Source organism: Chryseobacterium joostei (assembly GCF_003815775.1).
Classification (GTDB): Bacteria; Bacteroidota; Bacteroidia; order Flavobacteriales; family Weeksellaceae; genus Chryseobacterium; species Chryseobacterium joostei.
The window spans coordinates 1,115,725-1,131,726 of sequence record NZ_CP033926.1 but is presented as its reverse complement, the minus strand read 5'-3'; the positions used below and the strand labels follow the sequence as shown (position 1 = coordinate 1,131,726).

The following is a 16,002-nucleotide window of genomic DNA, read 5'->3' as shown; positions in this document are numbered from 1 at the left end:
TATTCTTGATATTCATACTTAAAATAAAGACGAAATACCCATTGTTAAAGAACAATAAAATTCTACAGAAACCGTTTAAATAATATAAAATCCGTAAATTTGGATTAATTCAAAAAGAAAAAAATGAAAAATCTTTTTTTAAGTATATGTACAGCAGCGGTATTAGCTTCATGTGGAACTATGACCAGTGCATCTGCCTCTAAAGTAGGAAAAGCTCAGGCAGCTCTTGCCAATACAAAATGGACTTTGGCTGACAATGTAAAAGGTAAAATTCCAACATTGAATATTGAGGGAGAAAAGATCACAGGAAATGCAGGTTGTAATAACTATTTTGGAACTGCACAAATAGATCCTGCTTCAGGAAGCTTCTCTGCCGGTCAGATGGGATCTACAAAAATGATGTGTAATAACATCGGAGTAGAACAGAACTTTATGGATATGATGGGAAAAGCAAACAAGTATGTAATTTCCGGAAATACCCTAGAGCTTTATAAAGACAATCTTTTATTATTGAAATTTAATAAATCAGAATAAAACAAAAGGAACTCAATTTGAGTTCCTTTTTTATGTTTAGAGTGTTATGTAATTAATCTTCCTCTTCTTCGTCGTACTTAGCCAACTCTTCATCACACCATTTGAATGCTGCTTCTACTACTTTCGTAGCTTCGTCTGCCATAGTCTCTTCATCATCTCCCTCTAGATCATCTAACCACTCAACTTCCTCTTCCTCAACGTTTAGGATAAATCTTGGATATTCTGTGTGGACTACGAATAGATCTTCTGGAAATTCCGAATTATCTGCCAATAAAAACTTTGGTAATTTCATTTTTTTAATGTTTTAACTTTCTCAAAGATAAATAAAATTATTGACTTAAAATTATTTCAAAAACATTTTTGAAACTTTTTCAGCTTTTTTGCTTTCAGAATAATCGTAGAAGCCTTCACCCGATTTTACACCCAGTTTTCCTGCAGTTACCATGTTTACAAGCAATGGATTCGGAGCATATTTAGGATTCTTGAAACCGTCATACATCACATTAAGGATCGCAAGACATACATCAAGACCAATGAAGTCTGCTAATTGAAGAGGTCCCATTGGATGAGCCATACCTAATTTCATTACCGTATCAATTTCTTCAACTCCCGCAACACCGTTGTAAAGTGTTTCGATAGATTCATTAATCATTGGCATAAGAATTCTGTTGGCTACAAAACCTGGATAATCATTCACTTCTACCGGAACTTTACCTAAAGTTTTGCTCATTTCATAGATCGCATCGAAGGTCTCCTTGGAAGTGGAGTATCCTTTAATGATCTCTACAAGCTTCATGATAGGCACAGGATTCATAAAGTGCATTCCGATTACTTTATCAGCTCTTTTTGTAGCTGCTGCAATTTTAGTAATGGAAATAGAAGAAGTATTCGTTGCAAGGATACAACCGGCAGGAGCCAATTCGTCCATTTGACCGAAGATCTTTAGTTTAAGATCCATATTTTCTGTAGCCGCTTCTACAATAAGATCAGCAGCTCCAACAGCATCATTAAGTGCTGTGAAAGTAGTAATGTTTCCTAGTGTTTCCGCTTTTTGTTCTTCTGTAAGGTTTCCCTTTGCAATTATTCTGTCAAGGTTCGTAGTAATGGTTTTCAACCCTTTGTCTAAGGCATCCTGAGATACATCTACAAGATTTACCTTAAAACCGCTTTGTGCGAAAGTGTGTGCAATACCATTTCCCATGGTTCCAGCTCCGATAACTACAATGTTTTTGATCATTTTCCTTTATTTTTTATAGATAGTTAAATTTTTTCCTTTTATAAGATCCTGTTGATGTACAATGGTTGCCGGATCAAAATTTACTGTGCCATTGTTTTCACTTTTTCTGTTGTTGTTTTGATTAGAAACAGCTGCCGTAATGCCTCTCACAAGACGACTTCTTTGATTGGTCGTAAGAAAATCGGTACCCACGTACAGACTAAACTCTCCCTCTCTTCCCATTCCTTTCTGCATAAGAATTTCCAGACTTCTTATTTGATTTTTTTTCTTAAACTCTTTTAAGAAACTGATGACCGGTTTTTCAGAAAGAGGACCGCAGCAAACACTTCCATAGCTGATCTCTAAATAGTTTTGATTCTTCTGTGAAAAGGTGAATGCAAAACAAAATAAAGCCGCCGCTAATATTATTTTTTTCATACTGATGAATTCAAAGAATTGATGTAATTCTCTGCTCTAAAATTAAGCTTATTATTTTACTTATTAAAATTGTCCCCAACCGCTTTGGAAATATCAGAAATGATCCCGCAGTTTACAGTCTCAGATTCCTTAGAATTACTTACAAATACAGCAATACCATACTTACCTTTTGTAATAGCGCTTATTTTCTGTTCCAATTCAGAGGTCTGTGATGATACAAATGCCAAAATTAAAAGAAAAAGAAATGCTATTTTTTTCATAAGGCTAAACGTAAGGTCCTCTTTTTAAAGGTTAAAAATGGAATTGCAATTTAAGATAATTATTGTGATTCTATTTCAAATAATTTAAATTAATATTTCCTTTTGTCATAAGGGATTACAAGCGGTTGGAAATATCATTTTTAGAATGGGAAAATTTAATTATTGCAATAAATTGCAAAGAAAATGGCTGTCTCAGAAAGACAGCCTTTTATATATTTTTTTTAATCTTAATAATTAAGAAATCAATTTCATAATCTGTAAGGCAATCTTTAATGCCTCAGTTCCGTCTTCAAGAGATACCTCCACATTTTTATCACCTGTAATGGCATCTGCAAAAGAGTTCAATTCATCAAGAATTGCATTATTAGGCTGAATATTTGGATATTCAAATAAGATCTGGTTTTTCTCTCCATCCGCATTTTCGATAATCATATCAAATGGAGTAGGAGTTTCAGGGGCATCCTTCATTCTGATTACCTCTGCTTTTTTCTCAAGGAAATCCACTGAAATGTAAGCATCTTTTTGGAAAAATCTGCTCTTTCTCATCGCTTTCATAGAGATTCTGGAAGTGGTAAGATTGGCAACACATCCGTTTTCAAACTCTATTCTTGCATTGGCAATATCCGGAGTCTTGCTTACTACGCAAACTCCGCTTGCATGGATGTTTTTTACCTTAGATTTAGCCATGCTTAATAAAATGTCCAAATCGTGAATCATAAGGTCCAATACCACAGAAACATCAGTTCCACGAGGATTAAACTCCGCCAAACGGTGAATTTCAATGAACATCGGATTGTTGATATACTCCTTAGTCGCAATAAAAGCGGGATTGTATCTTTCAACGTGTCCTACCTGTGCTTTAATGCCGTTTTCCTGACATAAACGCAGGATTTCCTCTGCCTGTTCAAGAGTTTGGGTTACCGGTTTTTCAATAAAGAAATGAAGTCCCTTTTCAATTGCCTTTAAAGCATAATCATAGTGGTAAATTGTCGGGGTGACAATGTCCAGCATATCAATTTGCTCTAGCAATTCATCAAAATTTTCAAAATATTTATATCCGAATTCGGCTTCTAATTTTTTTCCGTTTTCAACATCTTTATCGTGGAAACCTACAAACTCATATCTATCTGATTGATTAAGAAGTCTTAAATGTATTTTTCCCAAGTGTCCGGCACCTACCAAACCTGCTTTTAACATAGCTGTATTAAATTTTTGTAAAGATAGTGAATGTACAATTATAAAATATATGACTTTTCACTTGAAGATATTTAAGTTTGAACATATTCAGGCATTAAAGAAATTACAGTAAATTCACGGTCTCAAAAATAACTATGAAAAGACTAATTTCGATTGTACTCTTCTTTGGATTATGTACTGCAGGATGTATAGGAGATAGTCCATATGATCCGCAGGCTAAATGTGGAACCCCAACAAATTTGAATTTTGAAAAAGGAAATAACTCGTTTTCCTGGAACATTAATAGCTCGGGCGAAGGACATTATGAAGTGCAGTATGGAGAGCATGGCTTTTCTTTAGGCAATGGAACTACTGTTATAACGAATAGTAATTTCTATAACCTCCCATTGTATAAGAATAATAAATATGACCTTTACGTAAGGAAAAATTGTGGAACAGCCAATGGACGAAGCAACTGGGCGGGACCTGTTACTGTTTTGGCAAGCAATACAACAACTTGTGTAAAACCGGGATATGCAACTTATTCAAAAACGACTTCTTCCACATATTCTTCTACTTTTGATGCTACAGTATCCTGGGAAAATGATGGGATCTCTCTATATGAGACTGTCTTAACGACTAGTTCTGCACCACCAGCGAGTGGAGAATTAGCTATGACAGGTCAAAAAGCTATTTATATAGGATTAAGTAAGACCGTGAACTATAACTTTTTTGTGAGAAAAAGATGTGCTGATAATACTTTCAGCGATTTTTATGGACCTTATCCGATAAGATGGAATTAAGAAATAAAAATAAAGCAGTCATTTTTTGATTGCTTTATTTTTTTATGGAAATAATAGGAGAAAAGGACTATGCCTAGGTTGATTAGTAAGGTTTGTTTTGTTACTTTTGTAACACTAATAGCGGTAACCGTAATAACTATTATTTAAATAATGATGCAGGATTCGTTTGTACATAAAGGAAAAAGAAAGAATTTAGTAGAATATCTTAGATACAGAATTGGTATTTCGGATGAAAATGTACTTTCGGCAATGAATGAAGTTCCGAGACATCTTTTCATCGAAAGTATTTTTGAAGACTTTGCCTATGAAGACAGAGCTTTCCCGATTCTGGCACATCAAACCATTTCCCATCCCTCAACGGTAGCGGAACAGTCTGAGTTATTACAAATAACAGCCGGGGAAAAAGTACTGGAAATTGGAACGGGATGTGGTTACCAGACCGCAGTTTTATTGGCAATGAAAGCCCATGTATATACGGTGGAAAGACAGAAAGATTTATTTGATTTCTCAAAAAATAAGCTTAGAGAACTTCATTTATACCCAAAATTTCAAAGCTTTGGAGATGGTTTTGCCGGACTTCCTACTTTTGCCCCTTTTGATAAAATTATTGTAACCTGTGGAGCTTCAACCTTACCTACAGAACTTTTAAAACAATTGAAAGTAGGAGGAAAAATGGTTATTCCATTAGGTCCTACAGATGAACAGGTTTTATTTAGATTTACAAAAGTAGGTCCTACAGAATTTGAAAAAGAAGAATTTGGAGCCTACAAATTTGTTCCTATGCTGGGAAATACCAATCAATAAAAAATAAGTTAACATTTAGAATTTTTTTAACTCATTTCGGAATGAAAATTGGATGATCTTAAGTCCTTAACTCCTAAAATAATGCATCAGTATTTGAGAATAGATTCAATAAATATTGCGTAGTATGTGGAGGAGATTAAAATCATTCAGATGAAAAGAAATAAATTTTTTAATATTAAAGTTGAATAACCTTACTTTTTGCGAGTGAGGTTTTTTTTATTTAAATCTATTAATCAATAACAATGAAAGTCTTTATAAATAAAATGATCCCTGAAATTGGAATCAAAATGTTGAAAGAAGAAGGAATACAAATCATATTTTCTGAAAATGAAAACCTTTCTCATGAGGAATGGTTAAAGTACTGCCAAAATACAGATGCTATTTTAAATGTCGGTGGTGATTTTAAATATGATAAAACATTTTTTGACACCTGCCCGAATGTTAAGGCAATTGCATTGTATTCCGTAGGGTTTGATCATGTGGATACCAAAGAAGCTTCCCAAAGAAATATTCCGATTGGAAATACTCCCGATGTGTTGAGCAGGGCCACTTCAGATGTTGCTTTTCTACTCATGCAGTCGGTGGCAAGAAGAACAAGTTATAATTTTCAGAAAATAAAGGATGGAAATTGGAATACATTTGATCCTTTACATGCTTTGGGACAAGAACTTTATGGTAAAACCCTTGGAATCTTCGGACTGGGAAGAATAGGTTTTGAAATGGCTGATAAAGCCAGAAAGGCCTTTGGTATGAACATTATTTATCACAATAGGAGTCATAATGAGCAAGCAGAAAGAGAACTTGGAGCAATTTATGTTTCATTTGATGAATTAGTTAAAAATTCAGATGTATTAAGTATTCATGCCAATTTTACACCGGAACACACCAACCTGTTTAATCATTCAGTATTTGAAAAGATGAAGCCTAATTCTATTTTTATTAATACGGCAAGAGGAGGGTTTCATCACCAGAACGACTTATACAACGCCTTGGTGGCTGGAAAAATATGGGGAGCAGGATTTGATGTGACTAATCCTGAACCAATGTCAGCTGAGGATCCCATCCTGCAGCTGTCAAGTGTATGTATTCTTCCACATATTGGATCCGCTACGATTGAAGCCCGAAACGGAATGGCCAGGCTGGCTGCAGGGAATTTGATAGCCTTTTCAAAGGGAGAGAAAATGCCTCATTGCGCCAATCCGGAAGTTTATTCCAATCATTCATAGCAACTTGGAATTATTTTTGTTCTGAATATATAAACTTTAAAAACCTAAACATTATGGTACCGGAAAACAATATAAACGAACAGAACGAAAGGTTGGAACGTATGGATTATGATCCCAACGAAGATATATTTAAAAAAGAAAAACATATTTCGCTTGACGGCGATGGAAATCCTATTTTTGATGAATATGCTGAGGAGGATAAAATAGATAAAGGACTGGATATTCCCGGTGCAGAAGAAGATGATAAAATGGAAGAGATAGGAGAGGAAGATGAAGAAAATAATTATTGGAGCCTTAGCGACAACCAAGATGACCATGAAGAGCAAAATGATGATGTCTTAACTTAAGTTCTAAATACATACAATAGCTGCCTTGCTGATCTTCAGTGAGGTTTTTTTATGTTGAATAACGATCCTATTCGTAAGTACAAAATTCCCCCCCAAAGGAGGGGTGGATTCAAAAATTAACTAATTTTTGAAGACGGGGTGGTAGGGATAGTTCCATAGTGCAGCACAATAAAATCCTCTAACTCCTTCATCACAACACTTAAATTATTCCTCACATCAAAATCTGTAATTCTGAAAATAAACAGCCCTAAAGACTTTAAATATTCCTCTCTTATACCATCATAAATTTGTTTTTCATCATGGCTTGAACCGTCAATTTCAATAACAAGCCCTAATGCTTTTACATAAAAATCAACAATATAATTCCCAATGATTCTTTGCCTGTCAAAATCAATAGCATGGAAGCTTTTTGCACGAACTTTTTTCCAGAAAAGAACTTCACCCAGAATTCTGGCTTTTCGCTTTTCTTTTAATAATACTTTTAAATAGGAGTTGTAGGGGAGGTTTTCTACGAAATTCCTGCGGATTGGAATTCCGTTGATGGTGATGAGGATTTCTTTCATCGTTGTGTTTATTAACCACCCCGTCTTTCAAAGCTTACACATTGAAATCTACCCCTCCAAGAGAGGGAATTAAGGTACATCTATTCAAATATAGTATTAAATTCAAAAATGGTAAACAAACCGTATTGCTAAGGCCTTATCATCAATCATTTTCCCTTGTTTAGTTGCCTATATTTCATAATTTGAATATCTTTAAAACTTCAAACATTGTTTAAACATAGAACTTTAAATAGCAATATGACATTCCAAGAACAGATACAGCAGGGGATACCCAATCAGCTGCCACAAACAAAACTATACGAGACGAATATAAACCATGCTCCAAAGCGTAAGGAAATCTTAGGAGAGGAGGAGAAAAAGCTGGCATTAAAGAATGCTTTACGTTACTTCGATCCAAAATTTCACGCAGAGCTAATTCCTGAGTTTAAGCAGGAACTAGAAGACTACGGAAGAATTTATATGTATCGTTTCCGTCCGGATTATGAAATGAAAGCGAGATCTATTGCAGATTATCCTGGGAAATCTGAGCAGGCGAAAGCAATTATGCTGATGATCCAGAATAATTTGGATTACGCAGTGGCTCAGCACCCTCACGAATTGATTACTTACGGTGGAAATGGAGCTGTATTCTCCAATTGGGCACAGTATCTGTTGACAATGAAATATTTGTCAGAAATGACCAATGAACAGACATTGGTAATGTATTCCGGACATCCGATGGGATTATTTCCTTCCCATAAAGATGCACCAAGAGTAGTGGTAACGAATGGGATGATGATTCCAAATTATTCAAAACCGGATGACTGGGAGAAATTCAATGCACTTGGAGTGACTCAATATGGACAAATGACGGCGGGAAGTTACATGTATATAGGCCCTCAGGGAATTGTTCATGGAACTACCATTACGGTTTTAAATGCGTTCAGAAAGATCAATAAAGAACCAAAAGGAGGTCTTTTCGTGACTTCCGGTCTTGGAGGAATGAGTGGAGCTCAGCCTAAAGCAGGAAATATTGCAGGATGCGTTACCGTATGTGCGGAAGTAAATCCGAAAATCACGAAAATCCGTCACGAACAGAAATGGGTCAATGAAATCCATGAGAATCTTGATGAATTAGTAAAAAGAGTAAGAGAAGCGCAACAAAATAAAGAAACTGTTTCCCTGGCCTACCTTGGAAATATTGTTGAAGTTTGGGAGAAATTTGATCAGGAAGATTTAAGAATTGATATCGGTTCAGATCAGACCTCTCTTCACAACCCTTGGGCAGGTGGATATTATCCGGCAGGTCAAAGCTTCGAGGAATCTAATGCAATGATGGCCGAAAACCCTGAATTATTCAAGGAAAAAGTTCAGGAAACATTAAGAAGACACGCTGCTGCAATCAATAAACACACCCAAAAAGGAACATACTTCTTCGATTACGGAAATGCTTTCCTATTGGAGGCTTCCAGAGCAGGAGCAGATGTAATGTCAGAAAACCCGACATTAGGAAGAGAATTCAAATATCCTAGCTATGTTCAGGATATCATGGGACCTATGTGTTTTGATTATGGTTTTGGACCATTCCGTTGGGTATGTGCAAGTGGAAATCCTGAAGACTTACAAAAGACGGATAATATTGCATGTACAGTATTAGAGGAAATGATTAAAAACTCCCCTGAAGAAATCCAACAGCAAATGAAGGATAATATTCAGTGGATCAAAGGAGCGCAGGAAAATAAACTGGTTGTAGGCTCTCAGGCAAGAATCCTTTATGCAGATGCAGAAGGAAGAATGAAGATTGCAGAAGCATTCAATAAGGCTATTAAAAATGGCGAAATAGGACCTGTAGTACTGGGTAGAGATCACCATGATGTTTCAGGAACAGATTCTCCTTACAGAGAAACTTCCAATATCTATGACGGTTCCAGATTTACTGCAGATATGGCCATTCACAATGTTATTGGTGACAGTTTTCGCGGGGCAACCTGGGTTTCGATTCACAATGGTGGTGGAGTCGGTTGGGGAGAAGTAATCAACGGAGGCTTCGGAATGCTATTGGACGGAAGTGATGATGCAGACAGAAGATTAAAGTCTATGCTTTTCTGGGACGTGAACAACGGAATCTCCAGAAGAAGCTGGGCAAGAAATGAAGGGGCTATCTTCGCTATTAAAAGAGCAATGGAGGTTGAACCTAATCTAAAGGTTACCCTTCCGAACCTTGTAGATGAAAATTTACTGTAAATTATAATTGATTCAGCATTGGCAAGTATTAATAAAACACTGTTTTCACACCTTAATGTAGAGGATGGTGATCCCGTTTGGGAAAAATTTGCTGAAGTTGAATTTTCAAGAAAAAATAAATTCTCGGACAACAAAGCCTATCTTGTAGAAGATGGGCTTGTCCGAAAATATTATATCAATAGCACATCAGAAATAGATACAGAAGTTTGTGCAGAGTTTTACTTTCCCGGCGATATTTTTACCGTGGAAGAAAAAGGATCTGATGCTATTTATGAATCGATCAATAAAGGACTGGCATGGGAAATTACCCTGGATGAGGTCAAAGAAATGTTTATCATTAATCCTCAATGTCGCTTCGTACAAAACTATTATCTGAGCAGAAAACTGAATGCTGCCATGAAGCGGGAAATGCTCCTGCTGAAAAACACCCCACAGAATCTCTACGAATATCTGCTGGAAAATAAACCTCACTACATTCAAAACATTCCATTAAAATATCTGGCTTCCTACATTGGGATTACTCCTATTTCATTAAGCAGGATCCGAAAGAGAATTAATTAACTTTTGTTTATTGTTTAGCCTTCCGTAAGTCTTTTCCTTTGTGAAAAAAGAAATATGGAAATACAAAAGTTAAACTGGGCAGGCATAAAGCTTGTTTCCCAAAACAAAACTATCCTGATAGATGCCGTAGAAGATTTTTCCTACTATAAACCCGTCTTGGGAGATGCTGTAGAAGAATTGCTGAAATTCTCAGATCATATACAGGCAGATTACATCCTGTTTACCCATTTACATTTGGACCATTTTGACAAAAATGTCATCAGAAAATGCTTAAAAAAGGATGGAAAATTGATTGTCTACTCGGGATTAGAGCCCTTTGTAAGAAAACTTATTGATGATGTTCAAATGATTGTATTAAATCTGGATGAAACGTTCACAGACGGAAATATTACCTTTAAACCCGTATTTGCAATGGATGGAGTGGGAGAAATTCAGTCCTCATGGATTGTGGAAGACCCAACTACAAAAATCTTTCATGGCGGAGATACCATCTGGCACAACCAATTCTGGAAGCTTGGAAAAGAAAACCCAAACATAGATTATGCATTTATGCCGGTGAACGGAGTCGTTGTTAATTTTGAAGTCATCGGATTGGAATATAGTCCCGTTCCCGCTTCCCTCAATCTGAAAGAAGCCTTTACAGCAGCTCATTTATTACATGCTAAAAAACTGGTTCCCATCCACTATAGATTGTTTGAGCATGAGAAATTTTATATCCCTCAGGTATTTGATGGTCATGATTTGAAAAACGTTTCGGAGGAAGTGGGACAGGAGTATCTGCTTTTGAAAGATGGAGGAATATTGATAAAAGTTTAATATGATTTTTTAAATTGCATTATTAAACATAAAACTTTGCTCTACGATTACAGCAAAGTTTTATGTTTAATAATCTTCATAATTTTTTTGCTTTTTATAGTTTTCAAACTCTGTCATTAATTGACCATTTTCATAAATAATGATAATATTAAAGTTTTCATCAATTTTAGCAGAGATATAGTCATTTTCTTTATTTTTATCATTTTTAAAAGCCCAATAGCTAGAAAAATTTGCTTTGCCTAAAGAGATTGCAGTTTCAATATGTCCGTCATTTTGTTCATAAGGATATTCATAATTTTCAAAATCATCTACCGTTTTGTAATATTTTTCGTTTACTTCCTCTTTAATTTGTTTATATAAAGTTACCGTTCGACTCTCTAAATTTGCTTTTACAAAAACCATTGCTCTGCAAAATTTATCTTGAACAAAATGGAAAGCTATAAATATAGTATCCCGTCCTGCAAATTTTAGATTATCAAAAATTAAAGAATCATCATTACTATTCTCTGAATCAAGAATTCCATTTTTCTCTTTAATTTTTTCAATTACATTTTGTTTGTTTTCTCCAAAGGAAATGTTAAGAAAACCATTGATTTTTAAGCTCATAGTTTATAATTTTGTTTCTAAATACATGAATTTTATTCAAAAGCTATTAAAAGACTTTAGTATTTCAAATTTATAAGGTCTCTATTTATTAATAATACGGTTTCCCGTAGTTCAAAAAAGATTATCCTCAAAGTATCTTTGTTTCATTACAAAAAAATCCTAAAACTTTAAAAAATCTCTGTTTGTATTCAAAAAGAGGTTGCTTTAAGGCACAACGATTTTATCTGTGATAAAATTGAATAGTATATCTTTTAAAACCTCACGCAGATTTTGGAGATTAAACAGATGTTTATGGAAAAAATCCGCGGAATCTGTTATATCTGCGAGCAAATAAATTATAGTCCCGCTTGCCTAAAATCAATGATTTTCTTGTGCCTTAAAAAGATGTTTCAAGATTAAAAAAAACTTTACGCTCTTGCGATTTCCAACTTTATATAACAAATAAGATAAAAACAAAAACCCCTGATCTTTTATCAGAGGTTTTAAATTATTTAAAAAAAAATTTATCCCTTTACAGCATTAATAGCCGCTTCATAATTAGGTTCTTGGGAAATATCCGATACCTGCTCTTCGTAAATAATGTTTCCTGATGGGTCAATCACTACTACAGCTCTGCTGAGAAGACCTTTCATGGGAGAGTCTATCATTTCTACCCCATAGTTCCATCCGAAATCAGAACGGAAGTCAGAAAGCATAACCACGTTTTTGATTCCTTCTGCTCCACAAAATCTCTTTTGGGCAAATGGCAGATCCTTAGAAATACAAAGAACCACTGTGTTAGGCAGGTTAGCAGCATCCTCATTGAAATGATGAACAGATGCTGAGCAAACTCCTGTGTCTACACTTGGGAAAATATTAAGAATCACATATTTTCCTTTGTAAGAATCTAAAGTTTGTTCCTTCATATCAACGTCTGTAAGGGTAAATTTCGGAGCCGGTTTATTTACTGTTGGCAATTTAGAATACGTACGTACAGGCGTTCCTCTCATCAAAACGGTATTGCTTGTTTTTGTATTTTGAGCGAAACCACATGCTGATAAGAAAAATAATGTACTGAAAATTATTTTTGAAAACATTGAAATTTATTTTTAGCAAAATTATTCTTTTTTTTAGTTAGCTGAGTTAATTTTCATTCAAATAGCTTTTAAATAGAGCAAATCTATTGAATCATTATTCTTAAAATCAATTTTTACATCTACCTTTATTCTTCAAAAATTCAGATTCAAATTATTAAATACTAAAAATATGAGTTCAGTAAACAGTGCATCATTTCAAGATATTTTTAAAAGCGAAACCGAAATTCCCGAAGAATTCAAGGTTCCTGAAATCCATCAGAAAGTTTATCTTCTCAATGGTGAATTGGTAGAGTGGAAAGGAGATACCCAAAATATTTATTCCCCCGTGTGTATACCAACAGAAAACGGATTGGAGAGGAAGCTATTGGGAAGCATTCCGAATATCGGTCCTGATGAGGCGATGGAAGTTCTTGAAGCCTGTGTAAAAGCCTATGATAATGGCCTTGGTGAGTGGCCCACGATGTCTGTGGAGGGAAGAATCAAGTGCATGCAGAAGTTTGTATACCTGATGATACAGCAGCGAGATCTGGTCATTAAATTATTAATGTGGGAGATCGGAAAAACGCTGGCAGATTCTACCAAGGAGTTTGACCGTACCGCAGATTACATCAACCAGACAATAGATGCGCTTAAGGATCTGGATAGAGAATCTTCCCGTTTTCAGGAGGCTGAAGGGACCATTGCTCAAATCAGAAGAGCACCGCTTGGAGTAGTCTTGAGTATGGGTCCATTCAATTATCCGTTAAATGAGATCTTTACTACATTGATTCCAGCGTTGATCATGGGAAATACAATTTTGTTTAAACTTCCAAAACATGGTGTGTTGGCTCATTATCCTTTGTTGAATGCCTTTAAAGAAGCTTTCCCAAAAGGAACAGTGAATACTTTATATGGAAAAGGTTCAGAAATTATCACACCAATTATGGAAAGCGGAAAGGTCAATGTACTGGCATTTATCGGATCTAGTAAAGTGGCTAACGGGCTGAAAAAACTACATCCAAAAGTCAACCGTTTAAGAGCAATTTTAAGTCTTGATGCTAAAAATGCAGCCATTGTAACTAAAAATGCAAACCTTGATGTGGCAGTGAGCGAATGTATTCTGGGAGCACTTTCTTTTAACGGACAACGTTGTACAGCCCTAAAGTTGATCTTTGTTCAGAAAGAGATTGCAGGAGAATTTACCAAAAAGTTAAGCGAAGCTGTTTCTGCGCTGAAAGCCGGATTGCCATGGGAAAAAGATGTGAAGGTTACCCCACTTCCGGAAGTAAATAAACCTCCTTATTTGAAAGAATGTATTGATGATGCATTATCGAAAGGGGCCACAGTTTTGAATAAAGACGGAGGCTATACGGAAGAATCTTTTGTATTTCCGGCAGTAGTATATCCTGTGAACAGTGATATGAAGCTGTATCATGAAGAACAGTTCGGTCCTGTGATTCCTGTTGTGCCATTTGAGGATATCGAAGAACCTATAGATTATCAGGTGAATGCTTCCCATGGAATGCAGGTAAGCATTTTCAGCGAAGATCCACATGAGGTAGCGAAACTCATTGATCCTTTTGTAAATCTGGTAAGCCGTGTGAATATCAATTGTCAGGCACAGCGTGGTCCGGATGTATTTCCGTTTACAGGTAGAAAGGATAGTGCAGAGGGAACGCTTTCTGTTTTTGATGCCCTTCGTTCATTTTCAATCCGGTCTTTGGTGGCTGCAAAACTGACGGAATCCAACAAAACATTATTAAATACCATTGTGAGAGAACATGATTCCAACTTCTTAAGTACCGACTATATTTTCTAGTTCGTATCTTGATTTGTATTTAACATAAAATAAAAATCCTTAATAAACGCTTTTGTTTTTTAAGGATTTTTTAACTTAAAGGCAGAAATTTGAGTATTGTGTTATAATAAGGTGACGTTTTTTAACGTTTCCCAAGGATTAGTGTAAATCATGTCTTCACCCGAAAAAGAATTTTTAGAGAAAATTGAAAAGCACAAAGGTGTTGTTTTCAAGATCTCTAAAATGTATATGGATAATAAGGACGACCAAAATGATCTCTATCAGGAGATTATTTACCAAGCCTGGAAATCATATGGCGATTTTCAAAAGAGGAGTGATTTCTCAACATGGCTGTACAGAACTGCGCTAAACACAGCAATTGTATTTTTGCGAAGTGAAAAAAAACGTAGTTTTATACAGAATCAAGACATTGATGGACTCAATGCGAGGCAGGAACCTTATAATGATACGGATGATAAGAATATGAAGCTGATGTATGAGGCTATTCATCAGCTGAGCCCTATTGATAAAGCTTTGATTTTTTTCTTTTTAGAAGATTTTTCGGGAAGAGAAATTGCCTGCCAATTGGGAATTACGGAAGTGAACGCAAGGGTGAAGCTTAAAAGAGCGAAAGAAAGGCTAAAGGAGATCATTGCTAAGCAAGGTACGGGTTCAAATTAATAGATTAAACTATGGAGTTAGACAACTTTAAAGAACTTTGGAATAAAGATACAGGGCAGGATCCTCCTGAAATTTCCCTGGAAAAACAACGTGAGATTCATTCTCCTATTCAGATGTTGAAAATAAATATGAAAACCGAGTTTTGGCTTATGGTTGTAACATTGCCCTTGCTTCTTACTGGTTTTCCATTTGCTTCCACAGACTCTAATATTACAACTATTTCAATATTTGTCACGGCTCTGACTATTGTTTTTATAGTTTACTTTTATTCCCGCTTTCTTAAGCTTTATAAATTGCTTCAAAAAAACAGCATTAATACAAATTATGATCTGTTTAACCTTAAAACCCAATTGCTTATATCGAAAGAAATTTACATTTCCTATTATATTTCCTACATTCCACTTGCTTTTCTATTATCCCTGATCAAGATTAATTTTCATTTTGATATGGAATATAATCTGGCGATTTTCGGGATTAGTTTTCTGATTACATTGCTGCTTGTATGCTTTATTATCAAATACTGGATCTATTATATGTATGGAAGATATATAGATGATGTAGTACTTTTAATAGATGAGCTTAATGGAGTGGAAGTGCAGCCTAGGACTGTAAAGAAAAAGACCTGGTTTGAGCGATCCCAGAAGTTTTTCATGAACAAATTAGGAATCAAAGGGAATATCCTGAATACAGTGATATGGTTTGTATCCGTATACATTTTTATTATTTTGTTTCTGACATTGGTTCTTTTAATCATCATTATTATCGGAGCCAAGCTGGACTTAATCAATATAATGACACTACAAAGAGCATTAAACAGGTTGAATTAAAGATTGAAATATTACCCACTAAAAATACAGACCCGACAGACTTTTCTATCGGGTTTTTATTTTTTTGA

Annotated in this window: 19 protein-coding genes; 11 read left to right on the top strand and 8 right to left on the bottom strand. The window is 35.2% G+C overall.

Translation table 11 applies throughout. The annotated features are described in order from the left end of the window. Positions 1–123 precede the first annotated feature (123 nt). Positions 124–534, top strand: coding sequence for an META domain-containing protein (locus tag EG359_RS05365; protein WP_076351238.1), 411 nt, complete (start codon positions 124–126; stop codon positions 532–534). Between the two features lie 52 nt (positions 535–586). On the opposite strand, the gene EG359_RS05360 is transcribed toward EG359_RS05365, so the two are convergent. From EG359_RS05360 to EG359_RS05340, 5 genes are all read right to left on the bottom strand, one after another. After that, a complete protein-coding gene (locus tag EG359_RS05360; protein ID WP_002977986.1) occupies positions 587–826 on the bottom strand; it encodes a hypothetical protein in 240 nt (79 codons plus the stop codon). Positions 827–877: 51 nt separating this feature from the next. Continuing rightward, a complete protein-coding gene (locus tag EG359_RS05355; RefSeq protein WP_174567007.1) occupies positions 878–1,768 on the bottom strand; it encodes a 3-hydroxybutyryl-CoA dehydrogenase in 891 nt (296 codons plus the stop codon). Between the two features lie 9 nt (positions 1,769–1,777). Next, positions 1,778–2,188 carry a hypothetical protein gene (locus EG359_RS05350; RefSeq protein WP_076351242.1) on the bottom strand — a complete coding sequence of 137 codons (411 nt, stop codon included), beginning with the start codon at positions 2,186–2,188 and terminating at the stop codon, positions 1,778–1,780. Positions 2,189–2,244: 56 nt separating this feature from the next. Then, positions 2,245–2,448: a hypothetical protein gene (locus tag EG359_RS05345; protein ID WP_076351244.1), complete on the bottom strand. Its 204-nt coding sequence runs from the start codon at positions 2,446–2,448 to the stop codon at positions 2,245–2,247. Between the two features lie 234 nt (positions 2,449–2,682). After that, the gene (locus EG359_RS05340; protein ID WP_076351246.1) at positions 2,683–3,645 is read right to left on the bottom strand and encodes a Gfo/Idh/MocA family protein; all 963 of its coding nucleotides are present in this window, start codon (positions 3,643–3,645) and stop codon (positions 2,683–2,685) included. 134 nt (positions 3,646–3,779) lie between these two features. On the opposite strand from EG359_RS05340, the gene EG359_RS05335 reads away from it, so the two are divergent. The 4 genes from EG359_RS05335 (at position 3,780) to EG359_RS05320 (ending at position 6,804) form a co-directional block, all read left to right on the top strand. Continuing rightward, positions 3,780–4,427: a hypothetical protein gene (locus EG359_RS05335; RefSeq protein WP_076351248.1), complete on the top strand. Its 648-nt coding sequence runs from the start codon at positions 3,780–3,782 to the stop codon at positions 4,425–4,427. A gap of 153 nt (positions 4,428–4,580) precedes the next feature. Then, positions 4,581–5,231, top strand: a complete 651-nt coding sequence (locus EG359_RS05330; protein ID WP_076352069.1) for a protein-L-isoaspartate(D-aspartate) O-methyltransferase — start codon at positions 4,581–4,583, stop codon at positions 5,229–5,231. Positions 5,232–5,473: 242 nt separating this feature from the next. Continuing rightward, entirely contained in the window at positions 5,474–6,457 is a 984-nt protein-coding gene (locus EG359_RS05325; RefSeq protein WP_076351250.1) for a 2-hydroxyacid dehydrogenase, read from the top strand. Positions 6,458–6,510: 53 nt separating this feature from the next. Beyond that, the gene (locus EG359_RS05320; RefSeq protein ID WP_076351252.1) at positions 6,511–6,804 is read left to right on the top strand and encodes a hypothetical protein; all 294 of its coding nucleotides are present in this window, start codon (positions 6,511–6,513) and stop codon (positions 6,802–6,804) included. A gap of 116 nt (positions 6,805–6,920) precedes the next feature. On the opposite strand, the gene EG359_RS05315 is transcribed toward EG359_RS05320, so the two are convergent. After that, positions 6,921–7,367 carry an endonuclease domain-containing protein gene (locus tag EG359_RS05315; RefSeq protein WP_076351254.1) on the bottom strand — a complete coding sequence of 149 codons (447 nt, stop codon included), beginning with the start codon at positions 7,365–7,367 and terminating at the stop codon, positions 6,921–6,923. A gap of 237 nt (positions 7,368–7,604) precedes the next feature. Here EG359_RS05315 and EG359_RS05310 point away from each other — a divergent pair, with 237 nt between their 5' ends. From EG359_RS05310 to EG359_RS05300, 3 genes are read left to right on the top strand one after another with little or no spacing between them, the layout of a single operon-like run. Next, complete coding sequence (locus tag EG359_RS05310; protein WP_076351256.1) at positions 7,605–9,590, top strand: urocanate hydratase; 1,986 nt, start codon at positions 7,605–7,607, stop codon at positions 9,588–9,590. An 18-nt stretch (positions 9,591–9,608) separates the two neighbouring features. Further along, positions 9,609–10,151, top strand: coding sequence for a Crp/Fnr family transcriptional regulator (locus EG359_RS05305; protein ID WP_076351258.1), 543 nt, complete (start codon positions 9,609–9,611; stop codon positions 10,149–10,151). A 54-nt stretch (positions 10,152–10,205) separates the two neighbouring features. Then, complete coding sequence (locus EG359_RS05300) at positions 10,206–10,967, top strand: MBL fold metallo-hydrolase (protein WP_076351260.1); 762 nt, start codon at positions 10,206–10,208, stop codon at positions 10,965–10,967. Between the two features lie 66 nt (positions 10,968–11,033). Here the strand turns inward: EG359_RS05300 and EG359_RS05295 are convergent, their stop codons facing one another. Next, positions 11,034–11,573, bottom strand: a complete 540-nt coding sequence (locus EG359_RS05295) for a hypothetical protein (protein ID WP_076351262.1) — start codon at positions 11,571–11,573, stop codon at positions 11,034–11,036. A 503-nt stretch (positions 11,574–12,076) separates the two neighbouring features. Beyond that, positions 12,077–12,649: a thiol peroxidase gene (tpx, locus tag EG359_RS05290; RefSeq protein WP_076351264.1), complete on the bottom strand. Its 573-nt coding sequence runs from the start codon at positions 12,647–12,649 to the stop codon at positions 12,077–12,079. Between the two features lie 169 nt (positions 12,650–12,818). Here tpx and EG359_RS05285 point away from each other — a divergent pair, with 169 nt between their 5' ends. From EG359_RS05285 to EG359_RS05275, 3 genes are all read left to right on the top strand, one after another. Continuing rightward, the gene (locus EG359_RS05285; protein WP_076351266.1) at positions 12,819–14,447 is read left to right on the top strand and encodes an NADP-dependent glyceraldehyde-3-phosphate dehydrogenase; all 1,629 of its coding nucleotides are present in this window, start codon (positions 12,819–12,821) and stop codon (positions 14,445–14,447) included. 150 nt (positions 14,448–14,597) lie between these two features. Then, the gene (locus EG359_RS05280) at positions 14,598–15,107 is read left to right on the top strand and encodes an RNA polymerase sigma factor (RefSeq protein WP_076351268.1); all 510 of its coding nucleotides are present in this window, start codon (positions 14,598–14,600) and stop codon (positions 15,105–15,107) included. Between the two features lie 11 nt (positions 15,108–15,118). Continuing rightward, positions 15,119–15,934: a hypothetical protein gene (locus tag EG359_RS05275; protein WP_076351270.1), complete on the top strand. Its 816-nt coding sequence runs from the start codon at positions 15,119–15,121 to the stop codon at positions 15,932–15,934. Positions 15,935–16,002 lie beyond the last annotated feature (68 nt).